The following is a 19,432-nucleotide window of genomic DNA, read 5'->3' on the forward strand; positions in this document are numbered from 1 at the left end:
TCATGATTTTTTGTTTAATTAGGCTACTTCATCTTCGAAATTAGTTAAAGCATTAAACTTTGTTTGCATGGTTGGGTTATTTCTTGTTAATTTCTTTACTGTTAAATCTTGAGATTTGCTGTCAGCGGATAAAAGATGTTTTTTCGAGAGAATTAAAGCCTCTTTAGTTTTTTGTAAATGGGTTATTGATTTATCAATTTCTGAAATTGCATCATTAAATCTATCTTGGGCAAGTGAAACATTTTTGCCAACAGCATTTTTAAATTGCTCAAGAGTAGTTTCAAAATTAGTAATATCGTAATTCTCACGTTTCATTAAATCAATTTGTGCTTTGTATTTTAAGCTTTCCATGGATGCATTTCTTAGCAGAGAAATAATTGGCAAGAAAAATTGAGGTCTTATTACATACATCTTTTGAAATCTATGAGACACATCTACTATCCCTGAATTATATAGTTCACTATCTGGTTCTAGAAGCGATACGAGAACTGCATACTCACAAGATTTTTGCCTTCTATCTTTATCTAATTCTTTAAAAAATTCTTCGTTTTTTCTTTTATTAGTTGAATTATAACTTTCGTTCTTCATCTCAAACATTATGGATACGACTTCGGTTTTATTTTCATCAAATTCTCTAAATATATAGTCACCTTTACTTCCAGAAGTGGCATCATTATCCTTTTCGAAATATGAGTTTTTAAATGCAGAGGCACGATTAAGATTAAATTGGGTTTCGCAATGGATTTCTAAGGTTTCTCCAACCATCTTTGTTGATAATCTAGATTTCATTTCTCTAAGCTCCTGTATAGTTAGGTCCCTTTCACTAATTTTGCTTTTAAACTTTTCTTCAATTAATTTTTCATTGATTGAATGTTCAAGTCTCATCTTTTCAATGGAATTTGATAGTAATGAGTTCTCTTTCTCTAAATTAGTAATAGCTTCATTGACTTTGTTTTTTAAAGATAGTTCTGAAATTATAGATTGTTTTTTAATTTCATCCTTTAACTTGTTTAATTCATTATTCAGAGAATTGATTTTATTCGATGCTTGATTTTTTAAATCATTCAGAGCATTTGTTTTCTTTTCTTCAGCTATGTTTAATTGAGATTCAAGAGTTTGGATCTGAGAATCTTTAATTTGATTTTGCTCTATTAACTTTATTTTTAATTCGCTCTTTAAAATTTCCAAAGCTTTTTTATTATCTTCTTGAGCCAAAAGAAGTCTTTCTTTTATTTGTTTGTTAAATTCCTCATCTTTTATCTGATGAAGTATTTCTTCAAAGCTGCTGGGATCGATTCGGAAAGTTTTGCCGCATGAGGGACATTTAATATCTTTCATTTTTAATTAAAAAATTAATATTAGAAAGGATTTAATATTCTAATTATGTAAAAAGAATATTATTCTTGACTAAGAATAAACAATGATCCAATGTTATGCATAAAAAATAAAATAATTAATAAATGGAAGTTATATTAATCCAGATTCCTTAAGAATATTAATTTTATTTGCTAACTCAATATCTGCAGAAGATATTGAACGATCAAGTTTTTTTTGTGAAGAAACTGTGTAGCCACTATCATCGACAAATTCATCTTCAGCATCTTTTAAATGAATATTGTCATTTTGAACCTCTTTATATGTATCTGATTTATATGAATTTGATTTAATAATATTGCTATATCCAAAATTTGCAATTCCTCTGGCACCTAGGGCTTCTTCAACTAATATTCCAACAACTTTTGATCTACTTATAGACTCGCTTTTGGATATTTCATCAATAATTTCAAGTACTCTTTTTCTAGGAAGATATCCTATCCTTTTTACTTTATTTTCCATGAAATTTTTCCTATGTCGTTATTGTAACACTTTTGTCAAATCTGATCATTTTTAGCGAACGCTATATTTGTTAAGTTACACAATGAAAGAAAGTATAATTTTAGATAATCTTCTAAGAAAGTTGTTTCTTAATTAAGTCATTAGGAACGACTTATACACTTCCAGTAATTATTCTTCGAAATTTAGGTTAAAATTTAAATATTTTTAATTTAAATAACAAAACTTATGAAAGGTAAACTCTATGACAATGCTGATAGCTTTGCTATGTCATTTGACGAGGAATGGGAAAATATAGATTGTGAGGATTTACGATTGAAGATAGATAAAGTATTTGAACTTTTATCAGATCACCCTTTTTTAGTCTCTAATCCAGAAAATGCAAGAAAGATGGCGGAATTTAGGATATTTTCATTAAAGAAATTTTAATAATTTTTTTCTTTTAACTTTAATTTAATAATTTAAGTTTTTATAATTTACTCTCAAGATTTACATATTTGGGGAATTGAAAAATCCCTTAGTATAAAGAAAAATTACTATACCTAATATTGGACCTATCCCAAATATAAAAAGTACTAATTTTGCAGAATTTTTTGTTTGACCCAACTCCTGATTTTTTTTAACTGAATTGGTTTGAATTTTTTTTGATTTTTTTTTACTTTTCATGTCTGACATACTACTACATCGTAACTTTAAAAAAAAAGTTAATACGATGTTGAATCCTTATGAATTTTCTAATTTAGTCAAATTTATCCAGGAATGATGAAAAACATAATAATGTATAATATTACCAATAAAAAGCAAATATGAGCGCGACTAAGAGAGAGGAGGTAAGTTCTCACCTAAGATACATTAGGCTAGAGCTTAGAGAGATGCATCAAATGCTTATAAAAGATGATTTGTTGCCAGATTTAAATGAAGCAAAGGAAGTACATGCACAATTAGATGCTCTACTGGATTTATTATCAGACAAAAAAGTAAAAAAGATAAAAAATCAATTTTAAAAATTAATTATTAAGAATAAATTAAAGATAATTAGAGGCTGATTCTATTTTTTTGCGATTGTCATGCATCAGCTCTAATTCGTTATAAATTTCTTTAATCTGAATTTGTATTAGATCAGTTGATTTTATATTGCCTAAAGCATCCATTGCTGAAAGAAGACTTTCCTTAGCTTCTATCAAATGTCTACATTCTTTACTGCCTGCTTCGTATGACATGATGTTTTATAAAAAAATTATTATCACAAATATAGAAAAAATTCTTCCGTATTGCTTGATACTCTTATTAAATGAAAGCTGATTATTGTTGCTAAGGATACATAATAAATAATTATTTTGATTAATATCAAAGAAAAACTAATGCAAGAAAATTTAAAAGATTTTGAATACTGTATTAAGTTAGCTATAGATAACGCAAAAAAAAGAATAAATCTTTTAGATGATCCTAATAAGAATTCTGTTTTAGAAGAATATAAAGAATGGATAAATGACGGTTTAAATAAGGATACAGTTTTACTCCTTAGAGAAGATCCTATTATCTAAATTTGAAGTAACCCTTTTTTTAATTATTTGCATTTGAAGTAACTTTAAATAAGAAATAAAGGCTTAAAACAAAACTTACTATAAGAAAAATAGTTAAAGAAGAAAAATTATTCATACTTTTATCTATTTAGTTATTTGAACTATAACAGTTTTCTTTGTATTTTTCTTAGCATTCAGTTTTCTTCAAAAAGTAAAAAAATAAATTTTTTTAAAAATTTTTTTTCTAAAAAGATTTCTTTAGCTTTATATTTTTTTAATTTTTTAAAAATTAAATTAATCAAATATTCAGATTTTGAGTTCATAATGATTAGTTATTTTTCTAATAAATAAATTTTCTCTTCACCAATTTTATCGGGCTTTGTAATTTTACATCCTTTATCTTTTTCCATATCACAATCTTTTGTCGCTGGAACAGATTTCCAAGTACAAACCTTTTCTTGAGAATCTTCATTTAAGATTTTCCATCCTTCATCTAAATATTCTGAGATAAGATCCTCTCCGCAGGAGAACTTTATCTCTATTCTTTCCTTTTCTGAATTGGAAATCTCATTTATATTTTCGTCGGTATTAATTATTGGATATTCTTTATCTCTTGATGACCTACAGGAACTAATCAAAATTGCAATTAAAAGTATTTGTGAAAAATGTTTTATTATTTTCATTTTAATATTTTGATTAGTGCGAGTTATTCAAAGTTTAGTTGGATTCTATTAATTTTAATAGTTGATCCATTTTTTTCATTAATTTTTTTATATCATTTGGCTGAGGTAATATTAATTCTTCCGTAACTTCTAAATGCATTTTCTTTAAGTTTTGCCTTAAATCTTTTAAGTGCATTTTTACATTTTCTTTCTTCGTTTTTATTTCAGTCATAGGATTGAAATTAAATTTAAATTGAAATGACTCTAATAATATTTTAAAGCCTGATTATAATTTATATTAAAATTTTTAATTATTTAGATTTTTAATTTCATATATTTCTGTACCACCATTACAAAAATTGGTTGATAACATTTTTAATTCACTCCTATTGATTCCCGTTAAATTTTTATTTTTAATAATATAATTTTTTGCAATTTCTTCACAATCTAATTTATTTTTTGCATTTTTAAAAACTGGATAGAAATATCCGAATGCAATAATTGCAAACAAAAAAGTAATTAATGATTTTTTATTATTTTTAATTAATTCTTTAGTTTTCTTATTAGTTTTTAATATTTTTATTAGTAAATTATCTGGCAATCCTATCTGAACAAATAATAGCTCTACCCACCATGGAAGATCTTTCTTTTTATTTTTCTTTGAGATTTCGGAATTATTCATTTTTTTTGAGTTCATAATTATGGTTTCTAGCCTCTTTAGGTTTATTTGTCTTATTTTTATTCATATCATCGAATATCATTTTGAATATAGGAGTTTTATTTTGATTTGGAAACTATATTTTTATTTTATAAGTTTTAATTTAATTTATCTACGAATTTGATTATTGTAAATTTGTATTTGAAATAAAATTCTTAGATGGCAAAAAAAAGAAGAAAGTTAAATAAAGAGTTCGAGAGGAAAATATATACATCAAAAAGAAATGTTGAATTAGTCTTAGCCAAGATCTATGATATTGATGATGAGGACATACAAAAAGAATATATGAGTGCATTTAATAAAATTGTGTATTTGTATGATCTATTAAAAGAAGATTATGAACAAAAAGGATTTAATGAAGATTCAGAATCACTACTTTTAAACTATAAAAATGCTTTTAATCTTTTTGAATCAGAATTTGAAATTTAAATCCTAATTACCTTTTATAAGGAATTACAGGTATTTCAATTAAATTGCCTTTTTTGAGATTATATTTTTTATCTTCAAGATTTTTTATACATTTTTCCTTGCTTCTTTCTTTTTTGCAAATTTCTTTTATTTTGTAAGCACTAAGAGAGAATGATTTTTCATAAAATGAAAAAAATATGAATAAAAATAAAGCTAAATTTAATGCTAATTTCATTTATTTCCTTCAGAGTAAATTTTAATTGGTTTTTTTTAATTATTATTTATTATAAATATCTATGATCCGTTTTAATTCATCTTTATTTAAGTCTGTTGAAATAAAAACTTCTTGGGCCGTTTTCCCCTTTCTTGCTATTGCTTTATATCCATTTATAGTTTTCACTGACAATCTAATTATCAATTTTGAGGATTTACCTTTTACTCTGGATAGCACAGCTGGAGTTATTGTCTTGATATTTATGTCAAGGGCTAATTTTTGGAGTACTGGAATTAGACCTTCTATATGTGTACTATGATTTAAAACTAACCTACCCAATTTTTTTTATTTTTCTTTAATTATATTTGCAAAATTATTTTTATGAGAAATTAACTTTAGCTTATAAATGAAAATAATTTCTGAAATTCTGTTATATTTAAGAAAGAGATTTAAATTTAATGATTTTTCAGATAGGGTGGGCTTCATTGGCTGCAATTTTTACTTTTTCAATTGCAATGGTTGTTTGGGGAAGAAATGGTGATGGCTCCATTGATATATGATTTCATTTTTAACTTATGAAGTCTATTTAAGTAAATTTCTTATACTAACATCGCTCGTTTTACTCATATTAATAACATTCGCTGTAATATATATATCCTATGTCTCTTGGAAAGATAAAAAAAGATTAAAAAAATAGGTATTACCTTATTGTTGTTTATTCTTATTTTTAGTCCTGAGCTCTTCAATTAATTCTTTTGCTTGTTTCATTTTAGATATACTGCTTTTATAAATTCCAATATCTTTTTCTGCTTTATTAGTAGATAAATTTAATTTTTCAAAAATATCAGAAATAATCTTATTTTTCTCTGATTCATCTTTTTCTTTAAGATCTTGGGCGTTTGATATTAATATATATACAGCTAAGTTCAAAATCCTTGAGGGATAAAGTTTAGAATTGCTTTTTTCTATTAATAATTTCAAAATATCTTTAGATGATTTATTCTTGAATTCCTTTTGAGATTTTTGAGATATTTCATTAATTTCCTTCGCTTCAAAATTTGAAGAACTGCATAAAGATTCAAAAAGTAGATCTAACTGTTTTTCAGGTTGATATCCTTTTGTTAATTCTTTAAATGTTTCTGTTAGACCGATACAAAATAGATAATTTTGCGTGAATTCATTTTGATGGTTTAGAAGATTAAGTTCAACAAGCATTTCATCAACTATTCTTTTATATAAACCTGGAATGACGTAAGGGAATTTTTCATGAAATAACTTTTTGCTATCTGAAACAGTCAATTTTTCTTTCAATTTTTTATATGTAAACCTTAATAAGGTTAGCGTATGTTGACTCAATATCGTTAATATCTAATAAACAGATAAATATTATTATGATCCCTTTAGTATTAGAAGAATCCGGTGGTAGTGAAAGAGTCTTTGATATCTATTCGAGACTATTAAGAGAGAGAATAATTTTTTTGGGAGAACAAGTTACTAGTGAAACTGCAAATAGAATTGTTGCTCAATTATTATTCCTTGAGGCAGAGGATCCAGATAAGGACATTTATATGTACATAAATTCACCAGGCGGATCAGTATATGATGGATTGGGTATCTTTGACACAATGCAACATGTTAAGCCTGACATTCATACAGTTTGTGTAGGCTTGGCAGCTAGTATGGGCGCATTTTTACTTGCGGCTGGCACTAAAGGTAAAAGAAGCAGTCTTAGACATTCAAGAATAATGATTCATCAACCACTAGGAGGTGCTAGAGGACAAGCCAGTGATATAAGAATTCAAGCAGATGAAATTCTTTTCTTAAAAGAGCGACTCAATACTGAATTGTCAGAAAGAACTGGAAAGGATTATGACACTATAAAAGAAGATACTGATAGAGATTTTTATATGTCCCCTAACGAAGCAGTTGAGTACGGTTTAATTGATCTGGTATTAGATAAGAAACCAATTAAGGTCTAGCTTAATAATTGAGGTGTTCTCTGTTTTTCAGGAATTTTGGTGAATTTTGAAAGAATACTTACAAATTCATCACCATCTAATGTTTCTTTTTCTATTAATTGGTCAACTATCTTATCCATAGCTTCTCTATTTTTGCTTACTATATCGTAGGTTTCTTTATAACATTCCTTTACCATTACTCTTACACTTTCATCTATTTGTTTAGAGATTGAATCAGAAACTTCACTTCTAGTCATTAAATCTCTACCAACAAATACTTCTTGATTACCACTTTCTAAAGCTATTGGACCTAAATTACTCATTCCAAATCTGGTAACCATTTGGCGAGCCATCGAAGCAACTTGTTGGAAATCTCCTCCTGCTCCTGTTGTAATCTCACCTTTTCCAAAAACTACGTCTTCAGCAGCTCTGCCTCCTAAAGCACCCATTATTCTTGCTTTTAGTTGAGCCCTGCTAACAAGGGTTTGTTCATCGTCTGGGGTAAACCAAGTTAATCCTTTAGCCTGACCTCTTGGAATTACGGTCACTTTTTGAACAGGATCATGTGCCTTCACAAGTGAACCTATGAGAGCATGACCAACTTCGTGATAAGCAATTAATCTCTTACTTCTACCATCTGTTAATGGAGAACCTTCCATTCCTGCGACAATCCTGTCTACAGAGTCATCAATTTCTGAAATACTTATAGAGTCTTTTCTCCTCCTAGCCGTTAATATAGCCGCCTCATTTAATAAATTTGCTAAATCTGCTCCAGTAAATCCTGGTGTTCTTCTCGCAATGCTTTCAAGTGTTAGATCGTCTTGAAGTTTTTTATTCCTAGCATGAACTTCTAATATTGATAGTCTGCCTTTGATATCAGGTGCGTCTACAGTTACCTGTCTATCAAATCTGCCAGGCCTCATTAATGCTGAGTCTAGAACATCTGGCCTATTTGTGGCTGCAATTATAATAATGCCACTATTACCTTCGAAGCCATCCATTTCAGTAAGTAATTGGTTGAGAGTTTGTTCTCTCTCATCATTACCTCCACCAATACCTGCACCTCTTTGCCTTCCGACAGCATCAATTTCATCAATAAAAATTAAACAAGGGCTGTTCTCTTTAGCTCTTTTGAAAAGGTCTCTAACTCTACTAGCACCAACACCAACAAACATCTCAACAAATTCAGAACCTGATAGTGAGAAAAATGGTACACCTGCTTCACCTGCAATTGCTTTTGCTAAAAGTGTTTTACCAGTACCAGGAGGTCCTACTAAAAGAACGCCTTTTGGAATCCTTGCTCCTACAGAAGTAAATTTTTCTGGTTTTTTTAGAAAAGTGACAACTTCTTGCAAATCCTGTTTTGCTTCATTGACTCCTGCAACATCATTGAAAACAACTCCTGTTTCAGCTTCCATTGCAAATCTTGCCTTTGTTTTACCAAATTGCATTGCTTGTCCAGGACCTCCAGGCATACCATTTGACCTCCTTGCTAACAAAATTAAACCTCCAATTAAGATAGCTGGGAAGAGTAAGTTACCCAATATTCCTAGTGCTGGAGGGGCTGTCTTGACTGGATGAACGTCAAAACTAATTCCCTCATTTTTTAAAATACTTATAAGTTCTGGTGTTAAGCCGGGGAGATCTACACGCAACCTTTGAACTTTATTATCTAAATCCGAATCTATTGTCTCTATAACTGCATTTCTGCCACCCTCAAAAATATCAACAGATGTAACCCTTCCTGAATTAATGTAATCTAAAAATCTGCCGTAACTAACTCTAGCTACCGCTGAATTTCTTGGTGCAACAGTAGTTCCATTAGATTTAAGTGAATCAACATTGCTTGAAGATAAAAATTGGTAGGAAAGCGCTATTACTAAAAGTATAGGTAAAGCCCATAAAATTAATGTTTTAAATTTCTGATTCATTAATTTGTAGAAAGTTAATTCATAAGATTCTAGAATGAATCAGTGCATTTCGTTGATATTTTCTCTAACTTTATGCTTATACTACTTTTGAATGTATCCATTTTATAAATGAAATTTGAAATCAACGATAAGGTTAAGTTGATTGCACCAGTCTCTTACTTGAAGACTTCAGATAATATGCCGATGTTAAGACCACCTGATCTAGTTGCAATTGATGAAATTGGGGAAATCCTATCAATTAAATCCCCAGATACTGTTGAAGTACGGTTTAGAAGAGGTTCGTTTTTAATCGATATTGATAAGATTGAGAAAAACTAACTTAAAAGTTTTTCTTCCATATATTAGAAATTTCTAAACATATTTTTTCATTTCCAGAAATACTCAGAAAAGGTTTTGAAAAATACTTATTAGTCAATTTAAGAATATCTAACGTTGATATTTCCTCCATTTTTGAATTTAAATCTATCTCAGAAATTGGTGAAATACCATAACTGAATAATTGTACTTTTCTCTGTAGAATTTCATCTAATGATTGATTGCCTAATAGAAAAGACCCTTTTAGTTTTTCTTTAGCTAAAAATATTTCAGCATCAGTCAACGGATTTAAAAGTAAATTTTTCCATAGTGATGATAAAAGTTCAAAAGCGAAAAGGGCTTGCTTATTAGATACTGATAAATAAATTAAAAATGGGGCGTTTCCACTCCTGATAGGATAATAAACACCTAAATCGTAAGTGATACCATGTTTTTCCCTAAAAAGTTTAAATAAAGCAGCGCTCATTCCATAAGATAAATATGACTCCAAAAGCTTAAGTGGCAAATATTCACTACTTCTTCGCGAGCAAGTTTGGTCCCCCATCATTATTATTGTTTGATTTGAATCATTATTAATGCAATCAAATCTTTTCATTGAACTTAAATTATGATTTATACGTCCTGATTTTTCTTTTAGGATTTTTTTTTCTAATGTTCCAAAATTTTCTCCATTGATTTCAGAATTATTTGAAATTAAATACTTTTCTCTATTTTTAAAATTTTGAAACTCAAGCAAAACATCTTCATAGTTAATCTTTGAGACATCATTGGCATTCCCAATTGTGTTGGAAGCATAAGGATGATTTGAGTAAACAATTTTTTTCCATTTTTCAAAACATATATTGAATGGATTCTCTTTGTCTTTTTTAATGTAATCAATAGAAAATTTTTTTACTTTTTTAAATTCTGTTTCCGAGAGGATTGGCTTATTAGTTATTAGGTCCAATAGAGGTAATAATTTACTGAAATGTTCATTTAGGGATTTAATGCTTATTGAAATACCATCTTCAAATACTTCTTGATTCAATTCTGCTCCATAGGACTCAATATACTCAGAGAGCAAGAAATTATTAAAACCTTCACAACCTCTAGTAAGTAATGAACAAAGGATCTTGTTTATACCTTTTTTGCTCTTACTATCCATATCACTCCCCCCTTTAATCCAAATCGAAGCAATTGAAAAGTTTCTTTTTTTGTTATCTAAAAAATATCTTTTTAACATTTACCCGGGGATGCAATTAAGGTGAATTTATCTTCATTTATATATTCAATGATCTCTTGGAAGTTATCCAAGTTACTCCAGTATTTTAGATGCCTTTCTATATTATGGATTGAAGATTTTCTATCCCAAAGCAGTTCATTACCAAAGAATGAAGAAAGCTGTGTTGATGTCTCTAAATTAAAAATATAATTACTTTTCACAATATTTATAGCTTTATTTATTTCATCCAAAGTTAAACCCTTGAAATTTGAAATTTCATCTATTATTTTATTAATTTGCTTTTCTACTAAAAGTATATCTCTGGATTCACAACTTGCTTCCACTATAAATAATCCACCTAATTCACCTGCGTTTACATCAACATATACTGATTCAACAAGTTTACTATCTTCTTTTAAAATTTTTACTAACCTGCTATTTCTTCCTACAGAGAGTATTGATGCCAATATCTCTAGTCCAATAATATTTTTTTGATCATTGATGTTTGGGATAAACCAAGCCATAAAAATTCTTGAGAACTCTAAATTATCAAATTTAATTAACTCTCGCCCATTCCTAATTTTCAAAGAAGGTTTATTTTTTTTTAGATTTATTAAGTTTGAATCTTTGTAATTTAGATTTTTATTTATCTCAGATAAATTACTTTTTTCAAAAATTTTATAAATTTCTTCAGAGAGATTCCCAGCAATTGCAATACAAATTTTATCAGTAGTGTAATGTTTTCGATGAAATTTCTTAAGGTCATTTATCTCTAAGTTTTTAATACTATTTTCAGTTCCAAGAATTGAATTAGCATAAATCGGACTTAGCCAAACCCTTTTCAAAAAATAATTAAATAATCGTTCTTCTGGCTGATCATTTTGTTGTTTTATTTCATCAATAACCACCCCTTTTTCTTTTATAAATTCATCTGGATTAAAATTTGGAGAAACGATAATATTTGTCAAAAGAGCAAGTGATTCTCTAAAGTTAGTTGGTGGAACAAGGACGTGGTAATGTACATCATCGTAACCTGTTGAAGCGTTGCTTAAGCCGCCAAGTGATTCAATTTTATAGTCAAATTCACCTGGCATTATTTTGTTAGATCCTTTAAAAATCATATGCTCTAGAAAATGAGCAGTGCCATTTTTATCAACCTCCTCAAATGAAGAACCTGCTTTGCACCAAATATCAATGCTTATAAGTGGTAATTCTTTATTATCCACAAACACACATTTAATTTTGCTTGAATGGGTATAGTAGTTAACGTCTCCTACATTCATTTAAAGCCTCTCTTTAAACTCTATTTTGGTACTTTTTAACCTTGTTGTCTGAATCTTTTACTAAAACAAAATTAAAAGATCCTCTTATTTTGGATTTGCTGCAAAATATCAGAGATCGTAGATCCATGCTTGAGAATCTTGAGATTATAAAAGTCAATCCAAATTTTACTAATATATTTTCTAACGAAGTAGGTAGAGAACTTTATATAGAAAATGAATTTCACAGGGCAAAAGGATTTAGAAAGTTACATATTGAGGTGGCAGAATTTTCAATGAAGCTTAAAATTTTGCACTGCGTTTTTTTCCCTGACCCAATGTTTGATATTCCAATTTTTGGGATGGATTTAGTAAAAATAAATGATATCGTTTCTGCTGCCATTGTTGATTTATCACCAGCATCTCATAATCAGGATTTTAAATACGAAAAATCTCTTTCTGAAGTTGATAAAAGTTCTTTCTCTTCATTGAGAGAAATTCCTAAATGGGGGGAAATCTTTTCTAAAAATGTATTGTTTGCTTCTTTAAAAAGTAATTCTGAAAAAAATGATTTTTGCAGAGTTGTTGATCAATACCTCAATGTTTTGATCAAACTAAGTTACGAAGCTAAACCTGAATTTAAGGAGGAAATTATCCAAGAGAGAATTGATTATCAAAAAAATTATTGTGTGCAACAAATGAAAAATGAAAAGACTAGCATGGTTCTTTTAAAATATTTTGATGAAAAATGGGTCAATAAATACATAAAAACAGTGCTTTTCGATTTTTAATGAAAATAAAAACACTTAAAAATTTATTTATTTATTTTTTATTATTCACACCATTATCTTTAGGGATAATTTCCTGTTCTAGCAATAATAAATCTAATGCAAAATTTAAAGATGAAATAACAACAGATATTATTTCCCCTATTACAGCTGTTGCCGCACTAGGTCAACTTTCTCCTTCAGGAGAGATTAGGCAATTAGCAGCTCCAATAAGTCAGTTTGGCTCGTCTCCTAGAGTTGTCGAAATTTTAGTCAATGAAGGAGATTTTGTAAAAAAAGGTGATATCCTCGCAATTTTTGAAAATGAAGAAAAGTTAATTTCTGATCTTGAAAGAAATGAAAATCTAATTAATACTATTAATGATGAAATTGCCCTCAAGAAAGATCAAATTCAAAGGTATGAATTAGCTTTTAGCAAAGATGCATATTCTTTTGTAAAGTTTTCGCAGAGAAAAGATGAATTATTAAAATTGCAGAAACAAAAAATAAACCTTATCGGAGATCAAAAAAATATCAAGATTGATCTATTTAATTCAAAACTAAGGAGTCCAATCGATGGTTTTATCCTTGAAATAAATACAAATGTTGGAGAGAGGCCAAAGAATGAAGGGATATTGGATATTGGTTCTAGTCAAAAAATGGAAGCTTTGATAGAGGTTTATGAATCTGATATCGATAGAGTTTTTATCTCGCAGAATGTTGAATTGAGCAGTGAGAATGGCGGTTTCCAAAAAAATCTTAAAGGAAAGGTAATTAGGATTAGCCCTCAGGTTAAACAAAGAAAAGTTTTGTCTACTGATCCAACTGGGGATGCTGATTCGCGAATTATTGAAGTGCTAGTAAAACTTGATCAAGATTCTATAGATATCGTGCAAAACTATGCAGGAATGAAAGTGATTGCAAAATTTATTCCCTAATGAGTTTTTCTTTTTTTAAATTCAGAAAAATACCATTAGCTTGGTTATTATTAACCAGGCAACCATTGAGACTTGCAGTTGCGATAGCTGGAATAAGTTTTGCAGGGATTTTGATGTTCATGCAATTGGGTTTCAGAGATGGTTTATTTGACACTAGCGTAACTATTCATAAACTTTTAGATGCTGATCTCGTTTTGATAAGTCCTAGATCAAAAAGTTCTATAAGCATGAGTGGTTTTCCAAAAAGAAGGCTTATTCAGACTCTGGCAGTAGATGATGTTGAAAAAACGGCCCCCGTCAATCTAAATTATTTACTTTGGAGAAATCCAGAAAATCTTAAAACCAGATCGATACTTGCATTAGGTTTTAATCCCTCCGATTCACTTCTTTTAGATGATGGATTCTCAAAGAAGGCTTATAAATTGAGAAATCCATCAAGAGTTCTTTTTGACAAATTATCTAGACCTGAATTTGGACCAATTGAAGAATGGTTTTTATCAGAAAAAAAAGTTGAGACTGAGGTTGCGGGGAAAAGAGTAATTGTCGAAGGTCTTGTAGAGTTGGGACCATCTTTTGGTGCAGATGGTAATTTGATAACTAGCCGAGAAACCTTCTTAAGACTTTTTCCTGCTAATCCTCCTGGAAGCATAGAAATTGGATTGGTAAAGCTAAAAAAAGGATCTGATCCTGAATTGATTTCAAGAATATTAAATAACTCACTCCCAAATGATGTTCGAGTTCTTACAAAAAATCAATTTATAGAATTTGAGAAGGATTATTGGAAAAATAGTACTGCAATAGGTTTTATATTTAGTTTGGGAGCATTGATGGGTTTTGTTGTAGGGTGTGTGGTCGTTTATCAAATTCTTTATAGTGACGTTACAGATCATCTCCCAGAGTATGCGACCTTATTGGCAATGGGTTATAGACTTAAGTCCCTTTTCTTTGTCGTAGCAAGAGAAGGGTTTTTGTTGGCATTATTTGGTTATTTACCTGCTTATTTCTCTGGTCAAGTACTCTACTCAGTTATAAGGAAATCTACTAAACTACCAATAATAATGGATGCAGATAAAACGATTTTAATTTTCGTATTAGTTTTAGTAATGTGTATGGGATCCGCTGCTGTTGCGATGCGTAAATTAGTTGATGCTGATCCTGCCGAAATTTTTTGATAATTAAATTTAAATGGTTAAAGCTAATAAATCAAAAAAAAATGTTAAAAACTTTAAAACAGTCTCAATAAATAGTTTGAGTCACTTTTATGGAAAAAATGAGAATAAGAAACAAGTTCTTAATGACGTTAATTTAAATATTGATAAAGGAGAGTTGGTTCTTTTAAAAGGACCTTCTGGATGTGGTAAAACTACTCTTTTAACCTTAATTGGTGCTTTGAGAACCTGCCAAAATGGTGATTTAACTGTATTAAATAATCAATTAAATGGAGCATCAAGGAAAACTCGTCAAATTCTTAGAAGAAGTATTGGCATGATTTTTCAAGGTCACAATCTTCTAAGATGTTTAACAGCAGAACAAAATGTTCAGATGGGCGCCGATTTAATAAAAGGTTTAACATATTTGCAAAGACGTGAAATAGCAAGGAATTGGTTGTCAGCAGTGGGATTGGAAGAGCATCATAAAAAATTGCCAAATGACTTATCTGGTGGGCAGAAACAGAGAGTAGCAATTGCTCGAGCTTTATCTGCTAACCCAAAACTTTTATTAGCTGATGAGCCCACTTCTGCTTTAGATAGTGTAACAGGAAGAGAAATTGTAACCCTTTTAAGAAAACTTGCAAAAGAGCAAAATTGTTCTGTACTTATGGTGACTCATGATCCAAGAATTTCTGATATGGCTGATAGGATATTAAATATGGAAGATGGTAAAATATATAGTGCTCATAGTGAGCTAATATAATTAAAAGTTAAAAATTTCATGTCTAAGAGAAGGAATCTAAAAAAAGAAAAGCAGGAACGTAATCGAGCTTATGCTAGAAAATTCAAAAAAAGGAAATTAAGAACAGATGGAAGACCTGATGGTGGAAACGTTACTGGCACAGCAAATAATGGCGGTGCCGCTGATTAAGGCATATCTTTTATTTTATCTTTTTGGAGTCCAATAAATTATGCAAATTTAAGGCATGATCATGAATGTAAGTATTGTTATCCCGACTTACAATAGATTACCTATATTAGAGAAATGTCTCTATGCGCTCGAGAATCAAAAATTAAATACAAATATCAGTAATTATGAAGTGATAGTAGTTGATGATGGATCAACTGATGGAACAAGCTCATGGATAAATAAAAATAAAGCTAATCTTCCACACGTGATTCTGTTTGAACAAGAACATGGAGGTCCTGCATTGGGAAGAAATCTTGGGGTAATTAAATCAAAATATGAAATTATTATATTTATTGATAGTGACCTTATTGTTTTAAATAATTTTATAAATTGCCACGTAGAAAAATTACTTGCCTTCTGGAGAAACGATAATAAAAAATGTTTTACCTATGGCTCGGTGGTCAATACTTCTAATTTTCTAAATCCTCAGAGTGAAAAACATAAAATAATGGACACTTCTTTTGCTTACTTCGCTACTGGGAATGTTGCGATATCAAAAGAATTGATTTTAAGCGTCGGCTTATTTGATACTTCCTTTAGTCTTTACGGTTGGGAGGATTTAGAACTTGGAGAAAGATTAAAAAAAATTGGGACAAAATTAATTAAATGTCCAAATGCAGTAGGTTTTCATTGGCATCCACCTTTTAAATGCGAACAAATAGATTCATTAATAGCTCAAGAAAAAGAAAGGGCAAAAATGGCTTTAGTGTTTTATAAGAAACATCCAAATTTAAGGGTTAGATTTATGATTCAATTAACTCCTCTTCATCATTTACTTTGGCAAATTCTTTGCTTTGGAGGACTAATCAGTATTGAAAGAATCCTTCCTTTATTAAAATTTCTAGTAAATATACGAAGAAATAGACTTGCACTTGAGATACTTAGGATCCCTCTTAATATGATTTACATTAAACAGTTAAACAAATCAAGATAAAAAACTTTTAGAAATACGCATCACTTGTTAGAATAGTTGAAATTAAATTCACACATCTGACAGTTTCGGGTGATTTATTAATATAAATTCCCCGTCAGATGGAGGCTAACCCGAAACCTTTTTAAATTATGGCTGTTGTATCACTATCTGAAATGATGGAAGCTGGTGCTCATTTTGGGCATCAAACTAGACGTTGGAATCCCAAGATGTCTAAGTACATTTATTGTGCTAGAAATGGAGTTCATATTATTGATCTTGTGAAAACAGCATTGTGTATGAACAATGCTTATAAATGGACAAGAAACGCAGCAAAAAGTGGTAAACGTTTCCTTTTCGTCGGTACAAAAAAACAGGCATCAGATGTTGTTGCTCAGGAAGCTACTAGATGCGGAGCTGCATATGTAAATCAAAGATGGCTTGGAGGGATGTTGACTAATTGGACAACAATGAAAGCTAGGATTGAAAGATTAAAGGATCTAGAAAGAATGGAAAGTAGTGGTTCAATAGCAATGAGGCCTAAAAAAGAAGCTGCAGTTTTAAGGAGAGAACTTGAAAGATTGCAAAAATATTTAGGTGGACTTAAGGGTATGAGAAGATTGCCAGACGTAGTTGTTTTAGTAGATCAGAGAAGAGAATCTAATGCAGTATTAGAAGCCAGGAAATTAGATATCTCATTAGTATCAATGTTGGATACAAACTGCGATCCAGATTTGTGTGAGGTTCCCATTCCATGTAACGATGATGCCGTTAGATCAGTGCAACTTATTTTAGGAAGACTTGCAGATGCTATAAATGAGGGCAGAAAGGGTTCTAATGCCGAAAGAAAAAATTAAATTCAAATTAAAAACTTACTAATTATTATTTTTATTAAATCAAATGGGAAACATTACAGCAAAACTTGTAAAAGATCTTAGAGACAAGACTGGAGCAGGAATGATGGATTGCAAAAAAGCACTTAACGAAACTGATGGAAATGTTGATAAAGCATTGGAATGGTTACGAAAGAAAGGCATAGCTAGTGCTGAAAAGAAGTCGGGAAGAGTTGCAGCTGAAGGTTCAATTGGTAGTTACATACATACAGGTTCAAGAGTGGGAGTTCTACTAGAGTTGAATTGTGAAACTGATTTTGTTGCTAGAGGTGATATTTTTCAATCTCTGTTGAAGGATGTCTCAATGCAAGTAGCAGCTTGCCCAAATGTTGAATATGTCTCAATTGATGAAATACCCGAAGATGTTGTGGAAAAAGAAAAGCAGATTGAAATGGGGAGAGATGATTTATCTGGAAAGCCAGAACAAATTAAAGAAAAAATAGTTGAAGGGAGAATTGCGAAAAGACTTAATGAGTTGGTTTTGCTATCACAACCATATATTAAAGATAGTTCTCTTACTGTCGAGGATCTCGTTAAACAAGCAGCTGCAAAAATTGGGGAAAATATTAAAGTAAGACGTTTTACAAGATATACATTGGGTGAAGGTATTGAAAAAAATCAGATGGACTTCGCTGAAGAGGTCGCATCAATGCAATCAAACTAGTCACTTGAATGACTTGGATAATTTAAATAATTTGAATAATCTAAATAATTACCAAGATATAGATAAAATTGATTCTCAATTAGAGAGAGCAGAAAAGCAAAAAAAAGCATTAGTTAGAAATATCTATAAGGAATATGAACATTATCTTAACCTCGTAAGAAATCTACTTTATAGCTCTGTAGAAAAAGGGCTTAACCAAATATATAGTTATCCAACAATTAATGATAATTTCATACATGAAAATGAATTTTGTACTGTCTTTGAAAAAAAAATAGGTAGGCTCATTCATACTATTTTGCCCTTATTAACCGTAGAACAATTAGAGATAAATGAGATTGAAAAAAACATAAATAAGGAAATTACTTTTGATAGTTTATATAGTTCCATAAAAACAAAGGATGACCAAAAAGAAAAATTTCAATATAAAGATGGTTTTCAATTAGAAGAACCCGTTCAGTTCAAGATTAGTGAGGATATTTCAAATACTTCTGAATATTATCATTCTGATAATTATGAGAAATTCGTATCAATTGATTTAGATAATAACGACCATAATAATTATTTATCCGATGACAATATTATTGAAAATTTGGGAGTTGAAAAACAATTTATTTCCTCTCTACTCGAATTAATAGGGGAAGTAAAGGTTGAAAAAACAAGACATCAGGAAAAAGATAATATCAATCAAATAAATATTTCACCCAAAAATCAGATTCTCAAAAATTTTGATTTAATAGATAAGTCATTGCAGGATTTACTATTGAATCTGTCATATAAGATTAACCAAGAATTATTTAAGGCCAATCTAATAAAAAAAATGATATCTAAAGATTCCTTTGATTACTTAGTGGGTAAAAATTTGATGATAAAACATCCATATCCTTTTGTTATTAATTTCGAATTCAACTTAAATCGGTCATCATTAAAAGGCAATAATTTTCCCAGCATTGTTTTCTTTAATATATCTACTGTAGAGTTAGAGTTTAAGAATTTAGATCTTTCTATTCAAAGGAATAAATTAAATGAGCTCAAAAATCAATTTCAGCGTTTGATTAAAAAAGAGACATACTGGAGGCAAAAAGAAATAACTTTGAATAAGATACGTTGAAAAAATAAC

28 protein-coding genes are annotated in these 19,432 nt (G+C 29.6%); 16 read left to right on the forward strand and 12 right to left on the reverse strand.

Annotated elements, in window-relative coordinates:
- Positions 1-18: 18 nt before the first annotated feature.
- A complete protein-coding gene (locus HA148_RS03785; protein WP_209130357.1) occupies positions 19-1,338 on the reverse strand; it encodes a DUF2130 domain-containing protein in 1,320 nt (439 codons plus the stop codon).
- Positions 1,339-1,467: 129 nt separating this feature from the next.
- Positions 1,468-1,836, reverse strand: a complete 369-nt coding sequence (locus tag HA148_RS03790; protein ID WP_209130359.1) for a CopG family transcriptional regulator — start codon at positions 1,834-1,836, stop codon at positions 1,468-1,470.
- Positions 1,837-2,061: 225 nt separating this feature from the next.
- On the opposite strand from HA148_RS03790, the gene HA148_RS03795 reads away from it, so the two are divergent.
- Positions 2,062-2,262 carry a hypothetical protein gene (locus HA148_RS03795; RefSeq protein WP_209130361.1) on the forward strand — a complete coding sequence of 67 codons (201 nt, stop codon included), beginning with the start codon at positions 2,062-2,064 and terminating at the stop codon, positions 2,260-2,262.
- A gap of 377 nt (positions 2,263-2,639) precedes the next feature.
- A complete protein-coding gene (locus tag HA148_RS03800; protein ID WP_209130363.1) occupies positions 2,640-2,837 on the forward strand; it encodes a hypothetical protein in 198 nt (65 codons plus the stop codon).
- A gap of 21 nt (positions 2,838-2,858) precedes the next feature.
- Here HA148_RS03800 and HA148_RS03805 read toward each other — a convergent pair whose 3' ends face one another.
- Positions 2,859-3,053: a hypothetical protein gene (locus tag HA148_RS03805; RefSeq protein WP_209130365.1), complete on the reverse strand. Its 195-nt coding sequence runs from the start codon at positions 3,051-3,053 to the stop codon at positions 2,859-2,861.
- Between the two features lie 141 nt (positions 3,054-3,194).
- Here HA148_RS03805 and HA148_RS03810 point away from each other — a divergent pair, with 141 nt between their 5' ends.
- A complete protein-coding gene (locus HA148_RS03810; protein ID WP_209130367.1) occupies positions 3,195-3,377 on the forward strand; it encodes a hypothetical protein in 183 nt (60 codons plus the stop codon).
- Positions 3,378-3,688: 311 nt separating this feature from the next.
- Here the strand turns inward: HA148_RS03810 and HA148_RS03815 are convergent, their stop codons facing one another.
- The 3 genes from HA148_RS03815 to HA148_RS03825 form a co-directional block, all read right to left on the reverse strand.
- Positions 3,689-4,039 carry an alpha-2-macroglobulin gene (locus HA148_RS03815; RefSeq protein ID WP_209130369.1) on the reverse strand — a complete coding sequence of 117 codons (351 nt, stop codon included), beginning with the start codon at positions 4,037-4,039 and terminating at the stop codon, positions 3,689-3,691.
- Positions 4,040-4,073: 34 nt separating this feature from the next.
- Positions 4,074-4,250, reverse strand: coding sequence for a hypothetical protein (locus tag HA148_RS03820; RefSeq protein ID WP_209130371.1), 177 nt, complete (start codon positions 4,248-4,250; stop codon positions 4,074-4,076).
- A 75-nt stretch (positions 4,251-4,325) separates the two neighbouring features.
- A complete protein-coding gene (locus tag HA148_RS03825; protein WP_245152009.1) occupies positions 4,326-4,715 on the reverse strand; it encodes a hypothetical protein in 390 nt (129 codons plus the stop codon).
- Between the two features lie 180 nt (positions 4,716-4,895).
- On the opposite strand from HA148_RS03825, the gene HA148_RS03830 reads away from it, so the two are divergent.
- Positions 4,896-5,165 (forward strand): hypothetical protein, encoded by a 270-nt coding sequence (locus HA148_RS03830; RefSeq protein ID WP_209130373.1) that lies wholly within the window; start codon positions 4,896-4,898, stop codon positions 5,163-5,165.
- A gap of 7 nt (positions 5,166-5,172) precedes the next feature.
- Here HA148_RS03830 and HA148_RS03835 read toward each other — a convergent pair whose 3' ends face one another.
- A complete protein-coding gene (locus HA148_RS03835) occupies positions 5,173-5,379 on the reverse strand; it encodes a hypothetical protein (protein ID WP_209130375.1) in 207 nt (68 codons plus the stop codon).
- A gap of 42 nt (positions 5,380-5,421) precedes the next feature.
- Complete coding sequence (locus HA148_RS03840; RefSeq protein WP_209130377.1) at positions 5,422-5,697, reverse strand: DUF2103 domain-containing protein; 276 nt, start codon at positions 5,695-5,697, stop codon at positions 5,422-5,424.
- Between the two features lie 119 nt (positions 5,698-5,816).
- Between HA148_RS03840 and petN the strand changes: the two genes are divergently transcribed.
- A complete protein-coding gene (gene petN / locus HA148_RS03845; RefSeq protein ID WP_032513475.1) occupies positions 5,817-5,918 on the forward strand; it encodes a cytochrome b6-f complex subunit PetN in 102 nt (33 codons plus the stop codon).
- Between the two features lie 145 nt (positions 5,919-6,063).
- Here petN and psb29 read toward each other — a convergent pair whose 3' ends face one another.
- Positions 6,064-6,714, reverse strand: coding sequence for a photosystem II biogenesis protein Psp29 (psb29, locus tag HA148_RS03850; protein WP_209130379.1), 651 nt, complete (start codon positions 6,712-6,714; stop codon positions 6,064-6,066).
- A gap of 32 nt (positions 6,715-6,746) precedes the next feature.
- On the opposite strand from psb29, the gene clpP reads away from it, so the two are divergent.
- Positions 6,747-7,337, forward strand: coding sequence for an ATP-dependent Clp endopeptidase proteolytic subunit ClpP (gene clpP / locus HA148_RS03855; RefSeq protein ID WP_263890449.1), 591 nt, complete (start codon positions 6,747-6,749; stop codon positions 7,335-7,337).
- On the opposite strand, the gene ftsH is transcribed toward clpP, so the two are convergent.
- On the reverse strand, positions 7,334-9,247 hold the full coding sequence (gene ftsH / locus HA148_RS03860; RefSeq protein WP_209130381.1) for an ATP-dependent zinc metalloprotease FtsH: 1,914 nt from the start codon (positions 9,245-9,247) through the stop codon (positions 7,334-7,336). The two genes, clpP and ftsH, sit on opposite strands and share 4 nt — an antisense overlap.
- A 108-nt stretch (positions 9,248-9,355) precedes the next feature.
- Here ftsH and HA148_RS03865 point away from each other — a divergent pair, with 108 nt between their 5' ends.
- Positions 9,356-9,565 carry an NAD(P)H dehydrogenase assembly family protein gene (locus HA148_RS03865; RefSeq protein WP_209130383.1) on the forward strand — a complete coding sequence of 70 codons (210 nt, stop codon included), beginning with the start codon at positions 9,356-9,358 and terminating at the stop codon, positions 9,563-9,565.
- Between the two features lies 1 nt (position 9,566).
- On the opposite strand, the gene HA148_RS03870 is transcribed toward HA148_RS03865, so the two are convergent.
- Together HA148_RS03870 and HA148_RS03875 are read right to left on the reverse strand one after the other, a co-directional pair.
- Positions 9,567-10,784: a M16 family metallopeptidase gene (locus tag HA148_RS03870; RefSeq protein ID WP_209130385.1), complete on the reverse strand. Its 1,218-nt coding sequence runs from the start codon at positions 10,782-10,784 to the stop codon at positions 9,567-9,569.
- Positions 10,778-12,046 carry a M16 family metallopeptidase gene (locus HA148_RS03875; protein ID WP_209130387.1) on the reverse strand — a complete coding sequence of 423 codons (1,269 nt, stop codon included), beginning with the start codon at positions 12,044-12,046 and terminating at the stop codon, positions 10,778-10,780. Before HA148_RS03875 ends, HA148_RS03870 begins: the two co-directional genes overlap by 7 nt.
- A gap of 41 nt (positions 12,047-12,087) precedes the next feature.
- On the opposite strand from HA148_RS03875, the gene HA148_RS03880 reads away from it, so the two are divergent.
- The 9 genes from HA148_RS03880 to HA148_RS03920 all read left to right on the forward strand — a co-directional run bounded on the left by HA148_RS03880 (position 12,088) and on the right by HA148_RS03920 (position 19,423).
- On the forward strand, positions 12,088-12,813 hold the full coding sequence (locus HA148_RS03880; protein ID WP_209130389.1) for a phycocyanobilin:ferredoxin oxidoreductase: 726 nt from the start codon (positions 12,088-12,090) through the stop codon (positions 12,811-12,813).
- Positions 12,813-13,727 carry an HlyD family efflux transporter periplasmic adaptor subunit gene (locus HA148_RS03885; protein ID WP_209130392.1) on the forward strand — a complete coding sequence of 305 codons (915 nt, stop codon included), beginning with the start codon at positions 12,813-12,815 and terminating at the stop codon, positions 13,725-13,727. Before HA148_RS03880 ends, HA148_RS03885 begins: the two co-directional genes overlap by 1 nt.
- On the forward strand, positions 13,727-14,899 hold the full coding sequence (gene devC / locus HA148_RS03890) for an ABC transporter permease DevC (protein ID WP_209130394.1): 1,173 nt from the start codon (positions 13,727-13,729) through the stop codon (positions 14,897-14,899). The genes HA148_RS03885 and devC overlap by 1 nt, the downstream gene beginning before the upstream one ends.
- 13 nt (positions 14,900-14,912) lie before the next feature.
- A complete protein-coding gene (locus HA148_RS03895; protein ID WP_209130396.1) occupies positions 14,913-15,641 on the forward strand; it encodes a DevA family ABC transporter ATP-binding protein in 729 nt (242 codons plus the stop codon).
- 18 nt (positions 15,642-15,659) lie between these two features.
- Positions 15,660-15,809, forward strand: a complete 150-nt coding sequence (locus tag HA148_RS03900; RefSeq protein WP_011376314.1) for a hypothetical protein — start codon at positions 15,660-15,662, stop codon at positions 15,807-15,809.
- A gap of 61 nt (positions 15,810-15,870) precedes the next feature.
- Positions 15,871-16,782, forward strand: coding sequence for a glycosyltransferase family 2 protein (locus HA148_RS03905; RefSeq protein ID WP_209130398.1), 912 nt, complete (start codon positions 15,871-15,873; stop codon positions 16,780-16,782).
- Between the two features lie 128 nt (positions 16,783-16,910).
- The gene (gene rpsB / locus HA148_RS03910; RefSeq protein ID WP_011818259.1) at positions 16,911-17,615 is read left to right on the forward strand and encodes a 30S ribosomal protein S2; all 705 of its coding nucleotides are present in this window, start codon (positions 16,911-16,913) and stop codon (positions 17,613-17,615) included.
- A 43-nt stretch (positions 17,616-17,658) separates the two neighbouring features.
- Entirely contained in the window at positions 17,659-18,315 is a 657-nt protein-coding gene (gene tsf, locus HA148_RS03915; protein ID WP_025935815.1) for a translation elongation factor Ts, read from the forward strand.
- Between the two features lie 31 nt (positions 18,316-18,346).
- Positions 18,347-19,423: an adenylate cyclase gene (locus HA148_RS03920; RefSeq protein ID WP_245152010.1), complete on the forward strand. Its 1,077-nt coding sequence runs from the start codon at positions 18,347-18,349 to the stop codon at positions 19,421-19,423.
- Positions 19,424-19,432 lie beyond the last annotated feature (9 nt).

Origin of the sequence: Prochlorococcus marinus XMU1405, from assembly GCF_017696275.1 — a bacterium.
GTDB classification, from domain to species: domain Bacteria; phylum Cyanobacteriota; class Cyanobacteriia; order PCC-6307; family Cyanobiaceae; genus Prochlorococcus_A; species Prochlorococcus_A marinus_AB.